Genomic DNA, 20,954 nt, shown 5'->3' on the forward strand with positions numbered 1-20,954 from the left:
CATTTTATCCGGGCGTCCCCAAACGTCAGGCATAAAAAAACCCCGCTTTTAAGGGCGGGGTTTTTTCGACTAAGTCAGTACAAGTTAGATAACTTGAACTTCTTCAGCTTGCATGCCTTTCTGACCGCGGGTAGCGATGAAAGAAACCTGTTGGCCTTCTTTCAGGCTTTTGAAGCCGTCGGATTGGATAGCTTTGAAGTGAACGAACAGGTCGTCACCGGATTGTGGAGTGATGAAGCCGAAGCCTTTTTCATCGTTGAACCACTTAACGGTACCAGTTTGGCGATTAGACATGGTGTATCTCCTTGGACAAAGTTAACTGCGACTCAGGAAAAGCCCTGGCCGAGACTGAGTGCAAAGAGCAGGAAAAATTCTTGGAGATGGTTGGATCGAAATTCAACATATCGTGTAGAGATTCTCAGTGACACAAGCAGCACAGTGGCGCCACCTTAACCCTTTTTCCGGAACGTGCCAATGGTATTTCCTAAGGTTTCTCTATTTTCGTGACTGGCGGTGGTATTTTTCGTCACTGCTGGCTGCAATATGAGCCCCGGCCCCGCTGGCTGCGGCTTATAGCAGGCAGTGCATTCATCAAGAAAAGCCCCGCGCCCTTTGAACCCCACGGCCGGCCCCGGTAAGATGCCCAACAGAATTTTTCCACCTCGCTATTCAGGACACCCGCCATGAGCATCAAATCGGACAAGTGGATTCGCCGCATGGCGCAAGAACACGGCATGATCGAACCGTTCGTTGAACGCCAGATCCGTGGCGAAGGCGATGAACGTGTGATTTCGTACGGTGTTTCCAGCTACGGCTACGACGTGCGTTGCGCCGATGAGTTCAAGGTGTTCACCAATATCAATTCGGCAATCGTCGACCCGAAAAACTTCGACGAAAAGAGCTTCGTCGACGTCAAAAGCGACGTGTGCATCATTCCACCAAACTCCTTCGCTCTGGCGCGTACCGTGGAGTTTTTCCGCATTCCGCGCGACGTACTGACCATTTGCCTCGGTAAAAGCACCTACGCGCGTTGCGGCATTATCGTCAACGTGACGCCACTTGAGCCAGAGTGGGAAGGTCACGTGACCCTGGAGTTCTCCAACACCACCACGTTGCCGGCCAAGATCTACGCCAACGAAGGCGTGGCACAGATGCTGTTCCTGCAGTCCGATGAGGCCTGTGAGGTGTCCTACAAAGACCGTGCCGGCAAGTACCAGGGCCAGCGCGGCGTCACACTCCCACGCGCTTGATAGAAAGGTCTTACACGTAAAGGGAATTAGTCTGCAGGAAGTGACTCTATTGGGTGTACTGCCTCGGTGCGTGCAAAACGCACCGAGCCACGCTTGAGGAGTACTTTATGAAGATCGACCCGCGAATCAGCGCCGAACTCGCCCGGCTTGAACCCAACCAGATTGGTGTTCTGGCCTGGTCCCTGATGGCCGATCCTGCGTATGCAGGCGGCATTCCTGGCCAGCCCGACGAAGATTACCCGCAGCCCACCGAACCCGGTGTGCCGACAATTCCCGACGAGCCGCCACCCGCACCGGTCGCCTGATCCGTGTGGATCAGGAAATGGTCAGTTCTTCATCGAACTGGCCATACGGCCTGGTCACCAATCACAAAGATCTGCTGTCCGTCGTCCTGCTCCACTGCATAACCCCCGGTAAAGGCGCCAAACGCCGGCAGTAGGCTGATCCGCAACCCCAGCTGAAAGCAAGGCAGGCGCAGGCTCTGGCGACCTTTGCCGCGCAAGCGATAGACCGGGTGCACATGCCCTGCCAGCACATGATGGCTGGGATGCGCGTCCGGTTCGTGTTGCAGGGCAAACGGGCCCATCAGTAATGGCTCCGCAACTACCGCAATCCTCAAGTCGGCAGGCGGGTCGCCCGCGCGTTTATCGTGATTGCCGCGAATTAACGTCATGCTCAAGCCGCAATTGCGCTCGCGCCAGCTCCTCAAGGCGCTCAGGGTACCGCTGGCGTGAGAGCCGGGGCCGTGCAGGAAGTCACCGAGAAAGATGACCTGCTCGCACGGCAAGGCCGATAGCAGCCGGTCCAGGCGCTGCACGTTTTCAGTTGTGGTGCCTTGTGGCACCGGTTGCCCCAGGCTGCGGTAGGCGGAGGCCTTGCCAAAATGCACGTCGGCAATCAGTAGGCACCGACGTGAGGGCCAATACACGGCCTTTTCCGCCATCAGCCACAGCTCCTCTCCCTCAAGCGTCACCGAGCAATGCATCAGCGCTTCCTGTTATCTGCGACTTTTTCCAAATCCCTGACCATTCGCGCAATGCGCTCCGAGAGCTTTTCCGAACTCATGCTCTCTCGCATCCGCTCAACCAGCAGCGGGAAAGCCAGCGGCGTAGGCCGTTCGATCATGTGCAGGTCCAGTTTCAGCTCGGCCAGGTGGCGCAATGTCTGTTCCAGCCGACGAATATCCAACTCGTCCCGCAGGACTTCTTCCCCAGCTTGGGTCAGCAGCAAGTTCTGCGGGTCATATTGCTTGAATACTTCGAAGAACAAGCCGCTGGAGGCCTGCACCTGCCGCGTGCTCTTTGGCGCGCCTGGGTAGCCGGCAAACACCAGCCCGGCGATGCGCGCTATTTCGCGGAAACGGCGCAGGGCCAGTTCCCCGGCGTTAAGGCTGGCGACGACGTCGGTCAGTAAATCAGTCGGGCTCAGCAGCACCTCGTTCAACAACACCGGCCAATTCACCTCGGTGGCGCTCAACAGCTCCAACCCGTAATCATTCACGGCAATCGAAAAGGTCACAGGTTGCTGTTGGCTGACCCGCCACGCCAACAAACTCGCCAGCCCCAAATGCACCTGGCGCCCCGCAAAGGGATAAAGAAACAGGTGCCATCCCTCACGTGATTTCAACGCCTCGGCCAGCAGATGATCGCGCGTCGGCAGGCCGGACCAGCGCAACTGGGTTTGCAGCAAAGGTTGCACCGCCTGCATCTCAGGGCCGTCGTAGTGCCCATGTGCCGCCGCATCAAAACGCTCGACCACCGCGTGGGCCAGCTCGTTGGAAAGTGGCATGCGCCCGCCATTCCAACGTGGCACGGCAGCCTTTTTCGCAGTGCTGCGGCGCACATACGCCGTCATGTTTTCCACCCGTACCAACTCCAATAAACGCCCGGCAAACAAGAAGCCATCGCCGGGCTTTAACCGTGCGATGAAACCTTCCTCGACACTGCCCAAGTGCTTCCCGCCGCCGCCCTTGCTCCAGAACTTCAACTGGATACTCGCATCGCTGACGATAGTGCCCACACTCATGCGATGACGACGGGCCAAGCGCGCATCCGGCACCCGCCAGACGCCATGTTCATCAGGCTCGACGCGGCGGTAATCCGGGTAAGCGGTCAGCGACAGCCCGCCATGGCGCACAAACCCCAGCGCCCAGGCCCAATCGGCCTCCGTAAGGTCACGATAGGCCCAGGCGCTGCGGACCTCCGCCAGCAGCGCATCCGGTATAAAGCCACCGCCCAATGCCATGCTCACCAAGTGCTGTACGAGCACATCCAAAGGTTTGTAAGGCGATTCACGGGCTTCAATGCGTCGCTGTGCAATCGCGTCCTGGGCAGCGGCGGCTTCCACCAGTTCCAGGCTGTGGGTCGGCACCAGCGTCACGCGTGACGGCCGCCCCGGCGCATGCCCGGAGCGCCCGGCGCGCTGCATCAGCCGTGCCACGCCTTTGGCTGAGCCAATCTGCAAGACGCGCTCCACTGGCAGGAAATCCACACCCAGATCCAGGCTGGAGGTGCACACCACGGCTTTCAGTTGACCCTCTTTCAAGGCCCGCTCCACCCAATCGCGGGTTTCGCGCGACAGTGAGCCGTGATGCAAAGCAATCAACCCCGCCCAGTCCGGACGGGCTTCGAGCAACGCCTGGTACCACATCTCCGACTGCGCCCGCGTATTGGTGAATACCAGGCAACTGCTGCTGGAATCTACCTCGGCCACCACGTGGGGCAACATTTTCAAACCGATATGCCCAGCCCAGGGAAAGCGCTCGGCGGTGGGCGGTAACAAGGTATCGACCTTCAACTCTTTGGCCGTTTGCCCCCGCACATTGATCCCGCCGCCTTGTGGGACCAAAACGTCCAAGGCGTGGGATTGATTGCCCAGCGTCGCGGAAATTCCCCACACCATCAGCTCCGGATGCCAACGCCGCAAGCGCGCCAGCGCCAGCTGCAGTTGGACGCCACGTTTATTGCCGATCAGTTCATGCCACTCATCCACAATCACCATGCGCAGGTGCGCCAGGCTCGTCTCGCTGTCCGCCCGCGCCAGCATCAACGTCAGGCTTTCCGGCGTGGTGACCAGTGCAGTGGGCTGGCGGCGGGTCTGCCGGGCGCGTTCGCTGCTGCTGGTGTCGCCGGTACGCAGGCCGACGCTCCAGGGAATCTGCAAGGCCGTCAGCGGCGCTTCAAGGGCGCGTGCGGTGTCGGCGGCCAGCGCACGCATCGGCGTGATCCACAGCACCGTCAGCGGCTCAGCCTGCGCTTTACGTTTACCGGTGGCGGGCGGGCGGGTAACGGCGAAGCGATTGAGGGCGGCAAACCACAGCGCATAGGTTTTACCCGCGCCGGTGCTGGCATGCAGCAAGCCTGACTGGCCCTGCTTGACCGCTGCCCACACCTCTTTCTGAAAGGCGAACGGCTTCCAGCCTTTGGCGGCAAACCAGTGTTTGGCGAAGTCGAAGGGTTTTGCCATGCGGTGGCTGACGCTCTGGAGGCTCTCTTCCAAAGACCCTCCAGGCGCCACAAAGGTTTACTTCAAATTGCCGCTCAAGAACTGCTGCAGGCGCTCGCTCTTCGGATTGCCCAGCACATCCTCGGGCGCGCCTTGCTCTTCCACCAGGCCTTTGTGCAGGAACAGCACCTGGTTCGACACCTTGCGCGCAAAGCTCATTTCGTGGGTAACCATGATCATGGTGCGGCCTTCTTCGGCCAGCCCCTGGATCACCTTCAACACTTCACCGACCAGCTCCGGGTCGAGGGCGGAGGTGGGTTCATCGAACAGCATCACCTCCGGCTCCATGGCCAGGGCGCGGGCGATGGCCACCCGTTGCTGCTGGCCACCGGACAGAAACGCCGGGTATTGATCGGCCACGCGTGCCGGCAGGCCCACCTTGTCCAGGTAGCGACGGGCGCGATCTTCGGCGTCCTTCTTGCTGCAACCCAGCACCCGACGCGGGGCCATGGTGATGTTTTCCAGCACGCTCATGTGGCTCCACAGGTTGAAATGCTGGAACACCATCGCCAACCGTGTTCGCAGGCGTTGCAGCTCGGCGTCGTCGGCCACGCGCATGCCGTGGCGGTCGCTGACCATGCGGATCGGCTGGCCGTCGAGGGTCATCGCGCCGTCGTTGGGCGTTTCCAGGAAGTTGATGCAGCGCAAAAAGGTGCTCTTGCCCGAGCCGCTGGCGCCGATCAGGCTGATCACGTCGCCGGTCTTGGCCTTGAGCGAGACACCTTTGAGCACTTCATTGTCGCCATAGCTTTTATGCAGGCCTTCAACGGTCAATTTGTACATGGGGCGTGCATCCTCAAGGCGAAAGTAGATAGCCGCTGCGGTAGGCTTCAGTGCCAGCGACATGGCTGATCACCATCCCGGCAGTGGCCATGCGCCGCAGCGAACGGGCGTAAAGCAGGCCGGCGTTTTTACAGTGCACGGGCGTTACGCGGTCAGTAATGGGGTCGATGATTTCGGCAATCAGTTGCTCGGCCTCCAGGTATTCACCCGGCAGGACGCTGAATACCAGCAAGCCGCCGACCGGCGTGGCCACAGGCTCAACGCCCGCCAGTGGAGTGGCCGGGTAGGGCAGCTCGGGCAGTGGCGCCGCAGTGCCTTCAATCGCGCCGAAATGGATCAGATAGTCGATGATTGCCTGGCCGTCAAGGCTGGCCAGGCCGTGGTTGACGTCGCCCTGCCCACGCAGTTCGACGGTCACCGAAAAGCTGCCCATGGGAATCGGGAAGCGCTCGCCGAAGCGTTGCTGCAACTGCCACCACACCAGGGTGAAACACTCATCAAAGGATTGCCCGCCGGAATCGGTGGCGAGCAAATTGGCCTCCGAACCGATATAGCGCGCCAACGGCTCCACCTGCGGCCAGGCCTGGGGCGTGGTGTATAGGTGCGCCACGGCTTCGAAGTCGCAATGCAGGTCCAGCACCATGTCGGCATCACAGGCCAAGCGTTGCAGCACCAGCCGCTGAGAGTGCAACTGGGTGTCGGCGGTTTGCGCGGCCAGGGCTGTGGCCAGGGCGGCGCGGATCAACCGCGCGTTGTGCTGGGGATCATCGCCCAGCAGGTACTCGACTTGGTTACCGACTTCTTCGCTGAGGTCGACAAACAGGCGATTGAAGTTCTGCCCGCTTTCCAACTCATAACGGCCCAGCGGAATGTCCATTAACACCTGTTCCAGGCCGACCGGGTTAGCGATGGGCACCAACACGATTTCGCTCACCAGCCTACCGGCCGCCGCCAACTCAGCCAGGCGCGCCTTGAGGTGCCAGGCCACCAACATGCCCGGCAGTTCGTCAGCATGCAGCGATGACTGGATGTAGACCTTGCCTTCGGCCTGTTCCGGGCCGAAGTGGAAACTGTGAATCTGCCGCGCCGTGCCTGGCACCGGCGCGATCAGATCATGTACCTGATGACGCATGAAGGCTCCTTAGTGGCTCGGCCCGAGGAAGGCCAGCCAGCGGCGCTCCGCCAGACGAAACAGCCCGACCAGTGCAAAGGTCACGGTCAGGTAGATCAGCGCAGCGATGCCGAATGATTGAAAGGTCATGTAAGTGGCCGAGTTAGCGTCCCGCGCCACCTTGAGAATGTCCGGCACCGTCGCGGTAAACGCCACGGTGGTCGAGTGCAGCATCAGGATCACTTCATTGCTGTAGTACGGCAATGAGCGGCGCAGCGCCGACGGCATGATCACATAGGCGTACAGTTTCCAGCCGCTCAAGCCATAGGCCTTGGCCGCTTCGACTTCGCCGTGGGCCATGCTGCGGATCGACCCGGCGAAAATCTCGGTGGTGTAGGCGCAGGTGTTCAAGGCGAACGCGAGGATGGTGCAGTTCATCGCATCACGAAAGAACGCATCCAGCACTGGTTGCGCGCGCACGGCCGCAATGCTGTAGATGCCGGTGTAGCAGATCAGCAGTTGGATATAGAGCGGCGTGCCGCGAAACAGGTAGGTGTAGAACTGCACCGGCCAGCGTATGTAGCGTTTGCGCGAGACGCGGGCGATGGACAGCGGAATCGACACCAGAAAGCCAATCACCAGCGAGGCGCTGAGCAGCCACAGGGTCATCGCCAGCCCGGTGATGTGCTGGCCGTCGCTATACAGAAAGGGGCGCCAGTATTGCTGAATAAGTTCGATCATCGCACGGCCTCCCTGGACCCAGCGGAGTAGCGGCGCTCAAGCCAGCGCAGGACGACGTTGGACGCGCTGGTGATCAGCAGGTAGATCAACGCCGCGAGCACCAGGAAATAGAACAGTTGATAAGTGCTCTTGCCGGCGTCTTGAGCCGCCTTGACCAGGTCCGCCAGGCCGATGATCGACACCAGTGCCGTGGCCTTGAGCATCACGCACCAGTTGTTGTTAATGCCCGGCAGGGCAAAGCGCATCATCTGCGGGAAGGTCACGAAGCGAAACCGTTGCCCGCGCGTGAGCCCGTAGGCGGTCGCCGCTTCCAACTGGCCACGCGGCACGGCGAGGATGGCGCCGCGAAACGTCTCGGTGAAGTAGGCACCGTAAATAAAGCCCAAGGTGATAACCCCGGCGCTGAATGGGTCGATCTCGATGTAGTCCCATTCCATAAAGTCGGTAAAACCGGTCAGCCAGATTTGCAGGCTATAGAAAATCAGCAACATCAGCACCAGGTCGGGCACGCCGCGAATCAAGGTGGTGTAGAGCTGGGCGGGGATGCGGATCAGGCTGACGCGGGACAGTTTCGCGCTGGCGCCGATCAGGCCGAGCAGGACGCTGACAGTCAGGGAGGCGACCGACAGTTTCACGGTCATCCACGTACCTTGCAGCAACAGCGGGCCGAACCCCTTCAAACTGAAGGCACTCAGGCCCAGGGTTTGCAAAAGATCTTCAAACATGAATTCAGGACCTATGGCGATAAAAAAGCGCCCACCTGAAACAGGTGGGCGCCGGGGTGTTATTTACCGCTGTACAGGTTCAGATCGCCGAAGTGTTTCTTCTGAATGGTGGCGTAGGTGCCATCATCGTGTAACGCTTTGATACCTTTATCGAGCAAGGCCTTGAGGTCTTTGTTACCTTTTTTGATACCGACCGCCGTTTTGGATGGCAGCAATGGGTCGTCGATGGCCTTGCTGACTTCGTAGTCAGCGCCTGCTGGCGACTTCAAAAAGCCCAGTTCGGCTTGCAGCATGTCCTGCACCGAAGCGTCGAGACGGCCGGAAGTCAGGTCGGCATACACCTGGTCCTGGTTGGCGTAGGCTTTGGTGGCCACACCAGCCTTGTCCAGCACCGCCTTGGCGTAGGCTTCCTGAATGGTGCCTTGCTCGTAGCCCACAGTTTTGCCCTTCAGGGACTCAGGCGTGGAGTAGTTCGCGCCTTTTTTGAACACCAGAGAAGTCGGGCCGGAGAACAGCTCGTTGGAGAAGTCGATCGCCTTTTCACGGGCTTCGGTCACCGTCATCGATGAAATCACGCCGTCGAACTTGTTGGCCTTCAGGCCTGGAATCATGCCATCGAAGTCACTTTCGACCCACTTGCACTTAACCTTCAGTTCGGCGCAGATCGCATTGCCCAGGTCGATATCGAAGCCTACCAGGCTGCCATCGGCGGCCTTGGATTCGAACGGCGCGTAGGAAGGATCGACACCAAAACGCAATTCCTTGTATTCCTTGGCTGTAGCAACACCAGCAGCCATGCACAGAGCCAGTGCAGAAAGGGTCAGCAATGCTTTTTTCATTATGTAATCCCTGGAAACCAAGATAAGCGCCTGTGGCGCGTTTAGGACTGTTACTGAACGGTGTCAGACGGATCACAAGTAGCAATTTCTGCACCATAGTTCCGAATGAGCTTTTTAAAAGGTGGGATAAGGGAGATATGAGTGTAGGAGATGCCCGAAAATGGGCATTGATTTTTCAGTGCACTATTTTGGATCTTTTCTCGGATCAAGCGGTGGGAGGGGGCTTGCTGCCGATAGCGGTGGGCCAGTCAACTTATCTGTAACTAATCTACCGCCACCGGGGGCAAGCGCCCTCCCACCGGAATGTGTGTCACGCCAGCAGGTCTTGCAGCGTGGCCAGGTTGTCCGCCTCATCCACCGCTTTATCCTGCCGCCACCGCAGCATCCTCGGAAACCGCACCGCAATCCCGCTCTTGTGCCGCTTCGACAGGGCAATCCCCTCAAAACCCAGCTCAAACACCATGCTTGGCGTCACGCTGCTGACCGGGCCGAATTTCTCCACCGTGGTTTTGCGCACTATCGCGTCGACCTTGCGCATTTCCTCGTCGGTCAGCCCTGAATAGGCCTTGGCAAAAGGCACCAACGTGCGCTCCGGGCCGGGCGGTCCGTCCCACACTGCAAAGGTGTAGTCGCTATAAAGGCTGGCGCGGCGACCATGGCCGCGCTGGGCGTAGATCAACACCGCATCGACGCTGAACGGGTCGACTTTCCACTTCCACCACACACCCATGTCCTTGGTGCGGCCCACGCCGTACAGGCCGTCCTTGGCTTTGAGCATCATGCCTTCCACGCCGAGGCGACGAGAGTCTTCGCGTTGCTCTGCCAGGTCGGCCCACGATGTGCCTGTCAGCAGGGGCGAGGGCCGCAGCACGGCTTGGTTGCACCGTTCAATCACCTGCTCAAGCTTTGCACGACGCTCGGCCTGGGTGTGGTTGCGCCAATCGTCGCCCTGGTGCTCCAAAAGGTCGTAGGCCAAGACGGCGACCGGCGCGTCCTCGAGGACTTTTTTGCTCAGGGTCTTGCGGCCAATCCGCTGTTGCAGGAGGGCGAAGGGTTGCACCGTGTCCTTCCACACCACGATTTCGCCGTCGATCACCGTGCCATCCGGCAAGCCGCTGGCCAGGCTGTGCAGTTCGGGAAAGCGCTCGGTGACCAGTTCTTCGCCTCGCGACCAGACCCATAGCCGACCGTCACGCTTGACCAGTTGTGCGCGAATCCCATCCCACTTCCATTCCACCTGCCAGTCAGCGGGTGAGCCGAGTGCGACGTCGAATTGCTCCACCGGTTGCGCCAGACCATGGGCGAGAAAAAACGGATACGGTTGCCCGCCACGTTGCGCATGTTCGTCGGATGATTCGGCAGCAATCAGCTTGAGGTAGCCTTCGCCGGTCGGACGATTGGACAAGTCGGTGTAGCCCACCAGCCGCTGGGCCACGCGTTTGCTGTCCAGGTCAGCCATGGCGGCGAGGGCGCGGGTCACCAGCAATTTGGACACGCCCACGCGAAAACTGCCGGTGATCAATTTGATGCACACCATCAGGCTCGGTTGATCCAGTTGCGACCAGAGTGCTGGCAGGCGTTCGGCCAGTTCCAGGGGCGGCAGACCACGCAGGGGCAAAAGCTTTTCTTCCAGCCACACTGCCAAGCCGTGTTCTGAGGTATAGGAAGATTGCGGTAGCAGCAGGGAAATGGTCTCGGCCAGGTCACCTACGGATTGGTAGCTCTCTTCAAACAACCACGGCTCGATGCCCGATGCTTCGGTGGCCATGTCCCTCAGCAGGCGTGTAGGCACCAGTTGCCGAGGTCGCCCGCCAGACAGAAAGTACACTGCCCATGCCGCATCTGCCGGTGGTGCATGCCGGAAATAGGCTTGCAAGGCGGCGAGCTTCGCGTTGCTGGAGGTGGTGGCGTCGAGGTTGGCGTACAGCTCGGCGAAAGCTTTCATGCCGTGGCTTCCTCTTCGTCATCGCCGTACTCGGTGGTGAAACCCTGGGCATCCAAGCCTTTTTTCCGCAGATGACGCACCAATACGCCGACAGAACCGTGGGTGACCATCACCCGCTCAGCGCCGGTTTGCTCGATGGCCCACAACAGCCCGGGCCAGTCGGCATGGTCCGAGAGCACAAAACCCCGGTCCACACCGCGCCGCCGCCGTGTGCCACGCAGGCGCATCCAACCGCTAGCGAACGCGTCGCTGTAGTCGCCGAAGCGGCGCATCCAGGTGCTGCCGCCGGCAGAAGGTGGCGCGATGATCAGCGCTTGGCGCAGCAGCGGATCATTTTTTTTGAAGTCGCCGGCGTAAAGCGTTTCGGGGATATAGACCCCGGCTTCGCGATATACCCGGTTCAGCGGCTCGACCGCGCCGTGGCTGAGGATCGGGCCGATGCTGGCGTCGATACCGTGCAGAATGCGCTGGGCCTTGCCGAACGAATAACAGAACAACACGCTGGCTTTGCCGGCGGCGATATTGGCCTGCCACCAGTCATTGATGCCGGCAAAGATCTGCGCCTGGGGCTGCCAGCGGTAGATCGGCAGGCCAAAGGTGGATTCGGTGATAAAGGTGTGGCAACGCACCGGCTCGAACGGCGCGCAGGTGCCGTCGGGTTCGACCTTGTAGTCGCCGGACGCGACCCAGACTTCGCCTTGGTATTCCAGGCGTACTTGGGCGGAGCCGAGTACATGCCCGGCGGGGTGAAAACTCAAGGTCACGCCGTGGTGCACGAGTTTCTCGCCATAGGCCAGGGTTTGCAGGTTGATGTCCTGGCCCAGGCGCGAGCGCAGGATGCCTTCACCGGGCGCGGCGGCCAAGTAGTGCTGGTTGCCCGTGCGGGCGTGGTCGCCGTGGGCGTGGGTGATGACCGAACGCTCGACCGGGCGCCACGGGTCGATGTAGAAATCTGCGGCGGGGCAGTAGAGGCCTTCGGGCCGGGCGATGACAAGGTCCATGGGCGTGCCGGGGCAATGGGCTTATCAAATAGGAGGAGAGGCGCAGCGCAGAAGTTCTATCGAAATGCATGCGGTCCAAATGTGGGCTTGCCTGCGATAGCATCACCGAGGTGTGCTTGACACACCGAGGTGCCTGCATCGCGGGCAAGCCCGGCTCCCACACAAGCCCGCTCCCACATTTTTGCTTCGTTTTCTTCAGTGAGAAACCGGGTTACTTGCCTGGCGTCAGGGTCAACCGAGTCTTTCCATACACCTTCTCAACGTTCTGCGGCTGCATCGGGAAGCTCAGGTATTGCGCCTTGAGCGACGCATCGATGCCGTTCGCATAGTTCGGGCTGGCCGGGTTGCCGGACTGGCCGATGCCGCCCTGGCCCATCATCGGTTCCACCTGGCCGAAGTCGACGATCATGCGCAACGCCGGCACCTGGGTGGTGTTGAAGTCCTGGCCCCAGGTATAGGGCGCGGGGTTCAAGGTGTTGTGGTCGCCGCCACTGGCCAGTGGGCCGCGAATCACCTGGCCATTGGTGTTTTTCCAGGTGGTGGTGTGCAGTTTGCCCCACTGCCAGGCCTTGTGATCGCCACCCAGTTGGCTGTCGCCCGCTGTGATTGCGGCGGCCAGGCTGCGCGCCAGAATTGCCGGTTTGTCTTCTTTCTGCGCGGTGCGTACGTCGTCCCAGAACGGGCTGTCTTCGCGGCCCAGCAAGTGATCCGCATTGGCGGAGTAGGACAGGTTGGCGTTGCTGATAAAAGCTTTCCAGCTGGCGCTGTTTTGCGGGCCGAGTTCGTCGAGGAAGATCTGCTTCGTGCTTTCCTGTAGGAACAGCTCGTAGATCGCCGCGTCGGCTGACGTCGGCGCCAGGCGCCCATCAAACGCCATCAGGCGGTTCAGCGCCTCGCGGGCCTTGGTCGCGTCGGCCGCCGGCAGTGCATCAATCGCCTGTTTCAGTGGCTGAGCCATGCCCGGCGCCTGGAACATCGTTTTGAGCTTGGCGGCAAAGGTGGTCGTCTGGTCGTATTGCATGGCGATCATGCTGCGGCTGTCGTGCTTACCGGCGTTGGCCAGTTGCGCCAGGCGCTCGCTGCGCTCCGGCGCGTCCCAGGAGTTGGACAACTGCATGCCATAGCCGCGCGGCGCGGTGCGCTGGTTGGCGGTGCCGATCCAGCCTTGGGCCGGGTCTTGATCGTAGGGGTGCAGCATCGCGTCGGCGTAACCGTCCCAGTCAAAGCGTGCGTCCCAGCCCGGCGAGGGCAGCAGGCCTTCGCCTTCGCGGCGGTTGGGGAAGCGGCCGGTGACTTGCCAGCCGATGTTGCTGGCGTCGGCGAAGATCATGTTCAGTGCGATGGCGCGGATTTCCCGGGTCGCGTCCGAAGCCTTGCCGGCGTTTTGCGCACGGGACAGGTCGAAGAACGCGTCCAGGCTCTTGTCGTCCTTGAAGTCGGCGGTTTGCAGGGCCAGGCCGAAACCGGTGGTGAGCGCTTGGCTGCTGTTGAGCAGGGCGCCATGACGGGTTTCGTACACCACTTCGCGAATCGGCCGCTGGCCCTTGGCGAAGAAGGTTTCATTGCGCACGATGGCCGGTAGCCATTTGCCGTTGTTCTCGTAGTACAGCGCGCTGCCCTGGCGTTTGACCTTTTCCAGGAACAGGTCCTGAGTGTCGCCTTTGACCGCGCTCATGCTCCACGCCACTTTGCCGTTGAAGCCGGACAACAGGGTTGGCAGGCCGGCAATCGAGGCGCCGACCGCCTGGTATTTCGGTGCGCGAATCTGCACGTAGCTCCACGGCGACGGTGCTTGCGGTTGGGCGGCAAGGTTACTGGCCAAAAGGCTTTTGCCGCTGCGGCTGCGTTGTGGGCCGATCGCCCAGTTACTGGAGGTTGTCACCGCGAGTGCGTTGAGGCTGTTGAGTTGCTGGCCGACGGCGTCCAACCCGGCAAGGCCGGTGATCTGGCTCAGGTTCACGCCCTTGAGCTTGTCGGTTTCGGCCTGTGGGACCGGCTCATCCGGCGCACTTGGCGTGAGCCAGGCGAGCTTGTCGACGCCGACTTTCTGCGCCAGCACCAACGACGAGAGTTCTTCCTGCAGGTTGCTCGACTCGCTGAAATTCAGCAGGCAGAACAACAGCGCCGAATCTTCCGGCTTCCAGTACTCGGGTTTGTAGCCGGTCTGGGCCAGGTCCGGCGGCAGCTTGTCGCGGTAGCGGAACAGGTAGGCGTTGACGCCGCGTGCATAGACTTCAAAGAAGCGCTTGAGACGCGGCGATGAGGCGTTATACAGCTCGCCGGCACTTTTTTTCAGGTTGACCGCACGCATGAAACGGTCGACATCCAGCACCTCTGGGCCGGACATTTCCGCCAGGCGGCCCTGAGCCAACAGGCGCAAGGTGAGCATCTGCGTGATGCGGTCGCTAGCGTGTACATAGCCGAGGCTGAACAGCGCGTCATGAAAGGTGTTGCTTTCGATCAACGGCATGCCCTGGGCATTGCGGCGTACCGAAACATTTTGGGCCAGGCCCTTGATCGGCTGCACGCCGGCAACGGGCGGCAGGGTGTCCTGGGTGCTCTGGAGCTGGCAACCGGCCAGGCTTAACGCACTGGCCACTGCCGCGGCAACGCCGAACCGGGGAAGAAAATGTGAGAGGGCTGGCGAGGCCATGGCAAAGCTCCTGCGGGGGGTAGCGTCATTAAAGGCGCTACGTTAGTGAGCGCGGCGAAACGACGCAAGCAGGAGTTTGAGTCTTGCACAAATCAACTGTGGGAGCGGGCTTGCTCGCGAATGCGGTGTGTCAGTCAACGAAGGTCTGACTGAACCACCGCATTCGCGAGCAAGCCCGCTTCCACAGTTTTACCGAGTAAGACTTCAGATCAGGCTCTAGGCGGATTTACTTTCTGCACCAGCTCATACGCCCGAACCGTAGCCGGGCGTTCCTTGATGCTGTTGAACCAACGTTGCACATGGGGAAAGTCCTCCAGGCGCTGGCTCTGCCACTTGTGGGAAACAATCCACGGGTAGATCGCCATATCGGCAATGCTGTAGTCATCGCCTGCCACGAACGGGCGATCCGCCAGGCGCCGGTCCAACACGCCATACAGGCGCGCGGTTTCATCGACGTAGCGCTTGATCGCGTAAGGGATTTTTTCCGGCGCGAATTGGCTGAAGTGGTGATTCTGCCCGGCCATCGGCCCCAGGCCGCCCATTTGCCAAAACAGCCACTGCAAGGCTTCCTGGCGACCGCGCAGGTCTTTGGGGAGGAACTGGCCGGTTTTTTCCGCGAGGTACAGCAAGATGGCGCCGGACTCAAACAGCGAAATCGGCGCGCCGCCATCGGTTGGGTTTTGATCGACGATGGCCGGAATGCGGTTGTTGGGAGCGATCTTCAGGAAGTCCGGTTTGAACTGGTCGCCCTGGCCGATGTTGATCGGGTGCACCTTGTAGGGCAAACCGGCTTCTTCCAGGAACAGTGAAACTTTGTGACCGTTGGGGGTCGTCCAGTAATACAGGTCGATCATGAAGCTCTCCAAATGAGCGAATACCTGCAGGTATAGGTGATGATTAAAGGGCAATAATTCAATCAAACATTTGCGTCTAACCTTAGACGCGTTTCACACAGCCCTATCCGCCAGCACCTGCAACGACTGCTGCGAGCACCGCTCAATCCGCACCTGCACGCCATACACCTCGGCAAATAGCGCCGGGTTGAGCACCTCATCCGCTAAGCCGCTGGCATACAGGCGGCCCTGGCGTAGCACCGCGATATGGTCGGCAAAGCGCGCAGCGAGGTTGATGTCGTGCAGCACCACCATCGCGATCAAGTTGTGCTCGCGCACCAGCCCACGCACGCAGTCCATGACCTTCAACTGGTAATTGAGGTCGAGGGCGCTGGTGGGTTCGTCGAGCAACATCACTTGCGGGCGGCGCGCGATAAGTTGGGCGAGGCTGACCAGTTGGCGTTGGCCCCCGGACAAGGTGCTCAACAGTTGATCGGCCAGGTGCGCGATGCCGATGCGTTGCAACGCCTCAAAGGCTTCGCGCAAGCAAGCCTCACTGGATAACGGAAAGCCTTGCACATTGGCCACGCGCAATGCAGCGATCACGCTTTCCATCACGCTGAGGCTCAAGCCCGGGGGCAGGTTTTGCGGCATGTAAGTGACACGGTGCGCACGCTCGGCCACGGACATGGCCGACAAGTCCAGGTCGCCTAGCCTTACAACGCCTTGCATCTTTTCCAGCCCGGCCACAGCGCGCAGCAAGGTTGACTTCCCCGCGCCATTGGGCCCTATCAGCGCGGTCAGGCTGCCGTGGGGTAGGGTGGGCAAGCTCAGGTCATGCACGATTTGCCGCTGGCCATAACTCACATTGGCGTTGTGTACCGATAAGCCCTTACTCATAGCTGCCTCCCGCGCTTGAACACCAACACCACGAAAATCGGTACGCCCACCAAGGCCGTCACGATACCCACCGGCACGATCACCCCCGGCATGATCAGCTTGCTGGCAATCGACGACAGCGCTAGCAGCAATGCGCCGGTCAAGGCGCTGGCGGGCAGCAGGAAACGTTGGTCTTCGCCCACTAGAATCCGTGCGATATGCGGACCGACCAGGCCGATAAACCCGATGGTGCCTACGAACGCCACAGCGGTGGCCGACAACAGGCTGATGCGCAGCAACGAGAAAAACCGCAGCCGCTTCACGTCCACGCCAAAGCTTTGTGCGCGGTCTTCACCCATGCGCAGCAGGGTCAGGCGCGGCGCGGCGGCAAAGGAAAACGGCATGACCACCGCCACGACCACTGCCAGGATGCCGAGCTTGTCCCAGTTGGCGCGGGTTACGCTGCCCAGGGTCCAGAACACCAATTGTTGCAATACATCTTCGGTGGCGACCAGTTGCAGCAAGGCCACCACCGCGTTGCAACTGAACACCAGTGCGATGCCGAACAACACCAAACTTTCCACGCCCGCACCGCGCAGGCGCGACATGCCTTGCAGCAAAAACACCGAGGCTGCCGCGAAGATAAACGCCGAGATGGAAATCGCAGTGTTGGCCGACACCCACAATGTAGTGGCCGCAAACACAATGACCAGCGAAGCACCCAATGCCGCCGCGGACGACACGCCGAGCGTGAACGGGCTAGCCAGTGGGTTATTCAAGATCGCCTGCATTTCGGCCCCCGCCAGCGACAGCGCGCAGCCCACCAGCACCGCCATCAGTGCGTAGGGCAGGCGCACGTTCCAGATGATCACCTGGTCGGTGGCGCTCAGGTGCGACGGGTGCAGGATGCCGTCGAGCAACGCCAGCAGGCCCATGCCCGACGGGCCGCTGGCCAGGTCGACCAGCATTGCGCAGACCAGCGCCGTGCCCAGCAGCGCCAGCAACCAGGCACGCCGTGCCAGCAAGCGACGGTAGCCGTGAGTGGCGCTGGCGAGGTCGAGGGTTTGAGTGGTCATGTGGCTCACACAATCTTGAAAGCGATGAAAATATGAAAATGTGCGAGGGAGCAAGCCCCCTCGTACATTTAACGGTGTGTTACTTAGTTTTTGCATCAATCCAATAAGCACCCTGTAATGGGATGCCCAGGAACTGCCGGTTGATCTGCTCCATGCTCGCCTGCGGGTCGAGCTTGGCGAACAGCTGCGGATGCACCCACTTGGCCAACGCTTCAATCGCCAGCAGGTTGTACGGCGAGTTGTAGAAGTCATGCCACAGGCCGTGGGCTTTGCCCTCGCGGATCGCACGCAGATTGGCGAACTCCGGACGTGCCAACACCCGATCAAACGCCCCGCGTGCTTCATCAGTGCTCACGCCAGCGCCCAGCATCAGCCCCGGTTTGTGATTGCCGGTGGCCACGTACACATCCGGATCAGCCTTCAACGCGTACTCCACGCTGATGTCACCCAGCGCTCCCGGCACCACCTCGGCGGCGATGTTGCGCCCGCCGACCAGCTTGATCATTTCACCCATACCGCTTTTACCGGTGGTGTGCCCCGGCGCCTGCCAGGCACCGGCCAACAGTTCCAGAAACACGCTTGGGCGCGGGCCGGCAGGCAGCGTGGCGACGGCGTCGGTGATGACTTTGATGTGCTGGTCATAGAAATCCAGGAAGGCGTTGGCCTGGGCTTCACGCCCCAAGGCCTGGCCCAGCGCGTTCATGCTGGTGTGGGTGCCTTCTACCGGGTTGATGCGCAAGTCGACAAACAACACCGGTATGCCGGCCTTGGTCAGCACGTCAGCGACTGCGCTGTGTTCGGTCGGGCCGTGGCCGGAGATGCTGAATACCGCCAGGTCAGGTTTGAGCGAGAGAATTTCCTCAGCACTGACACTCTGCTCCGACGCCTGCCCGATCAGTGGGATGTCTTTGACTTTGGGAAACTTCGCTACATAAGCGTTGTAAGTGTGCGGGTCCAGCAGCTTCAAGTCGTTCTGCCAGCCGACGATGCGCTGGAACGGCGCGTCCTTGTCGAGCAAGGCAAACGCCGAAATCAAGCGGCCTTCGCCGAGCACCACGCGCTGGACGTCATCCTTCACTTCAACTTTACGGCCCAGCACGTCAGTGACTTCATGGGCGGCGGCGGTTTCGGCGTGGCCCAGGAGCAGGGCGGCGAACAGCAGGCCAAGCGTGAGCACGTTACGGGGTTTGAACATGGCAGGTTCCTGATGAGGGAAAGTTAGAACTCATAATCGACACTGGCGGTAAGGCGCGGGCAATGACATGAGCTACTTTCGCGTCTAAATTACAATTACTCTCATTTAGGTTCGGTAGTCTAAAGAGCGATTCGGCCCGCCATACCTCAGGTTTGTATCGCTGATGCGTGATTATGGTTTCCCACAACATTCCATTACATTTGCGCGCACTGCTGGCTGAGCTTTCGGCTATCTCCTGCGTTTTGAGTTTTCGGATTGAATGCCCATGGCAAAGCTTGACCACCTCTTGGTCGTCGATGACGACCCGCAAATCCGCCAACTGCTTTGCGACTATTTAAGTGACGCGGGTTTTCAGGTGTCCACCGCCGCCGACGGCAAGGAAATGCGCCGCCGCCTGGCGCTGAATGTGATCGACCTGATCGTGCTCGACCTGATGCTGCCCGGCGAAGATGGCCTGAGCCTGTACCGCGAGCTGCGCGTGAGTACCAACACGCCGGTGGTGATGCTCACCGCCAAGGGGTCGTTGATCGACCGTATCGTTGGCCTGGAGATCGGCGCCGACGATTACCTGCCCAAACCCTTCGACCCGCGTGAGTTGCTGGTGCGCATCAAAGTGGTGTTGCGCCGGGTGCAGAGCTTCCCGGATCGCGCGCGGCTGGACGAGGCGCCCAGCATTCGTTTTGCCGGCTGGCAACTCGACACGCGGGCGCGGCAATTGCTCACACCAGAAGGCGTGGTGGTGAGCTTGGGCAACTCCGATTACCGCGTGTTGCGCCTGTTGTTGCAGCACCCCAACCGGCCGCTGAGCCGCGACTTTTTGCGCAACCATGTGTTCGACAAGGACAGCACGCCGTTCGACCGCTCCATCGACGTATGCGTGAGTCGCCTGCGTTCACAACTGCCGGCAGGGCTGATCAAAACGGTGCGCAACGAGGGTTACATGCTCACCGCTGATGACGTGGTGCTGGCGTCGTGAGACTGCTGCCGCGTTCGCTGTTCGGGCGGCTGGTGCTGATTCTGGTCAGCGGCATGCTCGCGGCCCAGGCGCTGACCAGCAGCATCTGGTACGACCGGCGTCATGGCCAGGTACTGGAAATCCCCGCACGCCTGATCGCCGCGCGGCTGGCGGACGTGGTGCGCCTGATGCACAGCGACCCGCAGCAGGCCGACCTGCTGATCAAGCTGCTCAACACGCCGCACTTTCAGCTGAGCTTGAGCGACCAGGCCAGCAACACGCCCAGCGCCCTTACCGACAGCGACCGGCCCACCGAACGCCTGATCAAGAAGGTGCTGTCGGAGCAGGTCGGCTATGCCCAGTCGCTGACCCTGCTGCGCCTGTCGTTGGTGGATGGCGAAGGGCAAACCGCCGGGCTGTCGACGTTGCTTCGTTCCACGCCGGTGGTGGGGCAATTTCTGATCGAGTTGCGCCTACCCGATGGGCGCTGGTTGCAGGTGGACGCCAGTGAAGAGCAGGGCTGGACCAGCACCTCGCCGCTGGATGTGCTGTTCGACTACGTGATGCGCATCTATTTGCTGCGGGTGTTGGTGCTGGTAGTGATCGCGTTGGTGGCGGTGCGCGTGGCGATCCGCCCGCTGAATGCCCTGGCCAAGGCCGCCGAAGCGCTGGGCCGGGATATCCAGCGCCCGCCGTTAGCGGTCAACGGCCCCACGGAGGTGCGCCGCGCCGCTCAGGCGTTTAATGCGATGCAGCAACGCCTGATCGCCAACATCGCCGAGCGCACGCGGTTTCTCGCGGCGATTTCCCACGACTTGCGCTCGCCGATCACACGTCTGCGACTGCGCACCGAGATGCTCGAAGACACGCGCACCAAAGAGCGTTTTCGCAGTGACTTGGAAGAAATGGAACATATGGTGTCGAGTACCCTGGACTTTGTCAGCAGCGGCGAAATCAACGAGACGCGGCAGAGCATCGACATCAACGCCTTACTGCAAAGCCTGCAGGCGGACCTGGAAGATGTGGGCGAGCGCGTGACCATCGTCGGCCGTGCGAAGCAACCTTTGCCGGGCTACGCACGTAGCCTCAAGCGTTGTGTGCAAAACCTGCTGGAAAACGCGGTGCGTTATGGCTGCGACGTGGTGATGCAGGTCGAGGACCAGGCGGACAGCTTGAAAATTGTCATCAGCGACCGCGGCCCGGGGATTCCCCAGGAACAGCTGGAACAGGTGATGGAGCCGTTTTACCGCGTGGAAGATTCACGCAATGCCGAGACGGGCGGGTATGGGTTGGGGTTGAGTATTGCGCACACGATTGCTCGGGCGCATGAGGGGCGGTTGAGTTTGAGCAATCGGGATGGCGGGGGATTGGAGGCGGTGTTGCAGTTTCAGAGAAAAACCTGATGGGTCGTGCGACCCAATGTGGGAGGGAGCAAGCTCCCTTCCCCAGTGAGAAATCCAGCGC

Annotated in this window: 19 protein-coding genes; 4 read left to right on the top strand and 15 right to left on the bottom strand. The window is 60.7% G+C overall.

What is annotated here, in order from left to right:
* Positions 1 to 84 precede the first annotated feature (84 nt).
* Positions 85 to 294 (bottom strand): cold-shock protein, encoded by a 210-nt coding sequence (locus E0F99_RS10740; RefSeq protein WP_002554837.1) that lies wholly within the window; start codon positions 292 to 294, stop codon positions 85 to 87.
* Between the two features lie 389 nt (positions 295 to 683).
* On the opposite strand from E0F99_RS10740, the gene dcd reads away from it, so the two are divergent.
* The gene (gene dcd / locus E0F99_RS10745) at positions 684 to 1,250 is read left to right on the top strand and encodes a dCTP deaminase (RefSeq protein WP_003189215.1); all 567 of its coding nucleotides are present in this window, start codon (positions 684 to 686) and stop codon (positions 1,248 to 1,250) included.
* Between the two features lie 107 nt (positions 1,251 to 1,357).
* Entirely contained in the window at positions 1,358 to 1,555 is a 198-nt protein-coding gene (locus tag E0F99_RS10750; RefSeq protein ID WP_083359791.1) for a hypothetical protein, read from the top strand.
* Between the two features lie 29 nt (positions 1,556 to 1,584).
* On the opposite strand, the gene pdeM is transcribed toward E0F99_RS10750, so the two are convergent.
* The 14 genes from pdeM to E0F99_RS10820 all read right to left on the bottom strand — a co-directional run bounded on the left by pdeM (position 1,585) and on the right by E0F99_RS10820 (position 18,535).
* Positions 1,585 to 2,235 carry a ligase-associated DNA damage response endonuclease PdeM gene (gene pdeM, locus E0F99_RS10755; protein ID WP_083359790.1) on the bottom strand — a complete coding sequence of 217 codons (651 nt, stop codon included), beginning with the start codon at positions 2,233 to 2,235 and terminating at the stop codon, positions 1,585 to 1,587.
* Positions 2,235 to 4,715, bottom strand: a complete 2,481-nt coding sequence (locus E0F99_RS10760) for a ligase-associated DNA damage response DEXH box helicase (protein ID WP_083360490.1) — start codon at positions 4,713 to 4,715, stop codon at positions 2,235 to 2,237. Before E0F99_RS10760 ends, pdeM begins: the two co-directional genes overlap by 1 nt.
* Positions 4,716 to 4,772: 57 nt before the next feature.
* On the bottom strand, positions 4,773 to 5,537 hold the full coding sequence (locus tag E0F99_RS10765) for an ABC transporter ATP-binding protein (RefSeq protein ID WP_083359789.1): 765 nt from the start codon (positions 5,535 to 5,537) through the stop codon (positions 4,773 to 4,775).
* 13 nt (positions 5,538 to 5,550) lie between these two features.
* Positions 5,551 to 6,669 carry a succinylglutamate desuccinylase/aspartoacylase family protein gene (locus tag E0F99_RS10770; RefSeq protein WP_083359788.1) on the bottom strand — a complete coding sequence of 373 codons (1,119 nt, stop codon included), beginning with the start codon at positions 6,667 to 6,669 and terminating at the stop codon, positions 5,551 to 5,553.
* A gap of 9 nt (positions 6,670 to 6,678) precedes the next feature.
* A complete protein-coding gene (locus E0F99_RS10775; RefSeq protein WP_083359787.1) occupies positions 6,679 to 7,389 on the bottom strand; it encodes an ABC transporter permease in 711 nt (236 codons plus the stop codon).
* The gene (locus E0F99_RS10780) at positions 7,386 to 8,114 is read right to left on the bottom strand and encodes an ABC transporter permease (RefSeq protein WP_083359786.1); all 729 of its coding nucleotides are present in this window, start codon (positions 8,112 to 8,114) and stop codon (positions 7,386 to 7,388) included. Before E0F99_RS10780 ends, E0F99_RS10775 begins: the two co-directional genes overlap by 4 nt.
* Positions 8,115 to 8,173: 59 nt before the next feature.
* Positions 8,174 to 8,953 carry a transporter substrate-binding domain-containing protein gene (locus E0F99_RS10785; protein WP_083359785.1) on the bottom strand — a complete coding sequence of 260 codons (780 nt, stop codon included), beginning with the start codon at positions 8,951 to 8,953 and terminating at the stop codon, positions 8,174 to 8,176.
* 310 nt (positions 8,954 to 9,263) lie between these two features.
* Positions 9,264 to 10,898, bottom strand: a complete 1,635-nt coding sequence (locus E0F99_RS10790; RefSeq protein WP_083359784.1) for an ATP-dependent DNA ligase — start codon at positions 10,896 to 10,898, stop codon at positions 9,264 to 9,266.
* Positions 10,895 to 11,899 carry a ligase-associated DNA damage response exonuclease gene (locus E0F99_RS10795; protein ID WP_083359783.1) on the bottom strand — a complete coding sequence of 335 codons (1,005 nt, stop codon included), beginning with the start codon at positions 11,897 to 11,899 and terminating at the stop codon, positions 10,895 to 10,897. Before E0F99_RS10795 ends, E0F99_RS10790 begins: the two co-directional genes overlap by 4 nt.
* Before the next feature lie 211 nt (positions 11,900 to 12,110).
* Positions 12,111 to 14,552: a penicillin acylase family protein gene (locus E0F99_RS10800; RefSeq protein ID WP_083359782.1), complete on the bottom strand. Its 2,442-nt coding sequence runs from the start codon at positions 14,550 to 14,552 to the stop codon at positions 12,111 to 12,113.
* Positions 14,553 to 14,761: 209 nt separating this feature from the next.
* Positions 14,762 to 15,406, bottom strand: coding sequence for a glutathione S-transferase N-terminal domain-containing protein (locus tag E0F99_RS10805; RefSeq protein ID WP_083359781.1), 645 nt, complete (start codon positions 15,404 to 15,406; stop codon positions 14,762 to 14,764).
* 93 nt (positions 15,407 to 15,499) lie between these two features.
* Positions 15,500 to 16,285: an ABC transporter ATP-binding protein gene (locus E0F99_RS10810; protein ID WP_083359780.1), complete on the bottom strand. Its 786-nt coding sequence runs from the start codon at positions 16,283 to 16,285 to the stop codon at positions 15,500 to 15,502.
* On the bottom strand, positions 16,282 to 17,340 hold the full coding sequence (locus E0F99_RS10815; RefSeq protein ID WP_083359779.1) for a FecCD family ABC transporter permease: 1,059 nt from the start codon (positions 17,338 to 17,340) through the stop codon (positions 16,282 to 16,284). Before E0F99_RS10815 ends, E0F99_RS10810 begins: the two co-directional genes overlap by 4 nt.
* A gap of 79 nt (positions 17,341 to 17,419) precedes the next feature.
* Positions 17,420 to 18,535, bottom strand: coding sequence for an ABC transporter substrate-binding protein (locus tag E0F99_RS10820; RefSeq protein WP_083359778.1), 1,116 nt, complete (start codon positions 18,533 to 18,535; stop codon positions 17,420 to 17,422).
* Between the two features lie 265 nt (positions 18,536 to 18,800).
* Here E0F99_RS10820 and E0F99_RS10825 point away from each other — a divergent pair, with 265 nt between their 5' ends.
* Complete coding sequence (locus E0F99_RS10825; protein ID WP_083359777.1) at positions 18,801 to 19,511, top strand: response regulator; 711 nt, start codon at positions 18,801 to 18,803, stop codon at positions 19,509 to 19,511.
* Entirely contained in the window at positions 19,508 to 20,893 is a 1,386-nt protein-coding gene (locus tag E0F99_RS10830; protein WP_083359776.1) for an ATP-binding protein, read from the top strand. Before E0F99_RS10825 ends, E0F99_RS10830 begins: the two co-directional genes overlap by 4 nt.
* Positions 20,894 to 20,954: the final 61 nt, after the last annotated feature.

This window comes from Pseudomonas antarctica (assembly GCF_900624995.1).
GTDB classification, from domain to species: Bacteria; Pseudomonadota; Gammaproteobacteria; order Pseudomonadales; family Pseudomonadaceae; genus Aquipseudomonas; species Aquipseudomonas antarctica.

What these genes read in the sequence shown, in the direction of transcription:
- E0F99_RS10740 (WP_002554837.1), bottom strand. Translation starts at nt 294, where the DNA reads ATGTCTAATCGCCAAACTGGTACCGTTAAGTGGTTCAACGATGAAAAA.
- E0F99_RS10775 (WP_083359787.1), bottom strand. Translation starts at nt 7,389, where the DNA reads ATGATCGAACTTATTCAGCAATACTGGCGCCCCTTTCTGTATAGCGAC.
- E0F99_RS10760 (WP_083360490.1), bottom strand. Translation starts at nt 4,715, where the DNA reads ATGGCAAAACCCTTCGACTTCGCCAAACACTGGTTTGCCGCCAAAGGC.
- E0F99_RS10815 (WP_083359779.1), bottom strand. Translation starts at nt 17,340, where the DNA reads ATGACCACTCAAACCCTCGACCTCGCCAGCGCCACTCACGGCTACCGT.
- E0F99_RS10785 (WP_083359785.1), bottom strand. Translation starts at nt 8,953, where the DNA reads ATGAAAAAAGCATTGCTGACCCTTTCTGCACTGGCTCTGTGCATGGCT.
- E0F99_RS10800 (WP_083359782.1), bottom strand. Translation starts at nt 14,552, where the DNA reads ATGGCCTCGCCAGCCCTCTCACATTTTCTTCCCCGGTTCGGCGTTGCC.
- E0F99_RS10820 (WP_083359778.1), bottom strand. Translation starts at nt 18,535, where the DNA reads ATGTTCAAACCCCGTAACGTGCTCACGCTTGGCCTGCTGTTCGCCGCC.
- E0F99_RS10825 (WP_083359777.1), top strand. Translation starts at nt 18,801, where the DNA reads ATGGCAAAGCTTGACCACCTCTTGGTCGTCGATGACGACCCGCAAATC.
- E0F99_RS10780 (WP_083359786.1), bottom strand. Translation starts at nt 8,114, where the DNA reads ATGTTTGAAGATCTTTTGCAAACCCTGGGCCTGAGTGCCTTCAGTTTG.
- dcd (WP_003189215.1), top strand. Translation starts at nt 684, where the DNA reads ATGAGCATCAAATCGGACAAGTGGATTCGCCGCATGGCGCAAGAACAC.
- E0F99_RS10805 (WP_083359781.1), bottom strand. Translation starts at nt 15,406, where the DNA reads ATGATCGACCTGTATTACTGGACGACCCCCAACGGTCACAAAGTTTCA.
- E0F99_RS10810 (WP_083359780.1), bottom strand. Translation starts at nt 16,285, where the DNA reads ATGAGTAAGGGCTTATCGGTACACAACGCCAATGTGAGTTATGGCCAG.
- E0F99_RS10765 (WP_083359789.1), bottom strand. Translation starts at nt 5,537, where the DNA reads ATGTACAAATTGACCGTTGAAGGCCTGCATAAAAGCTATGGCGACAAT.
- E0F99_RS10750 (WP_083359791.1), top strand. Translation starts at nt 1,358, where the DNA reads ATGAAGATCGACCCGCGAATCAGCGCCGAACTCGCCCGGCTTGAACCC.
- pdeM (WP_083359790.1), bottom strand. Translation starts at nt 2,235, where the DNA reads ATGCATTGCTCGGTGACGCTTGAGGGAGAGGAGCTGTGGCTGATGGCG.
- E0F99_RS10790 (WP_083359784.1), bottom strand. Translation starts at nt 10,898, where the DNA reads ATGAAAGCTTTCGCCGAGCTGTACGCCAACCTCGACGCCACCACCTCC.
- E0F99_RS10795 (WP_083359783.1), bottom strand. Translation starts at nt 11,899, where the DNA reads ATGGACCTTGTCATCGCCCGGCCCGAAGGCCTCTACTGCCCCGCCGCA.
- E0F99_RS10770 (WP_083359788.1), bottom strand. Translation starts at nt 6,669, where the DNA reads ATGCGTCATCAGGTACATGATCTGATCGCGCCGGTGCCAGGCACGGCG.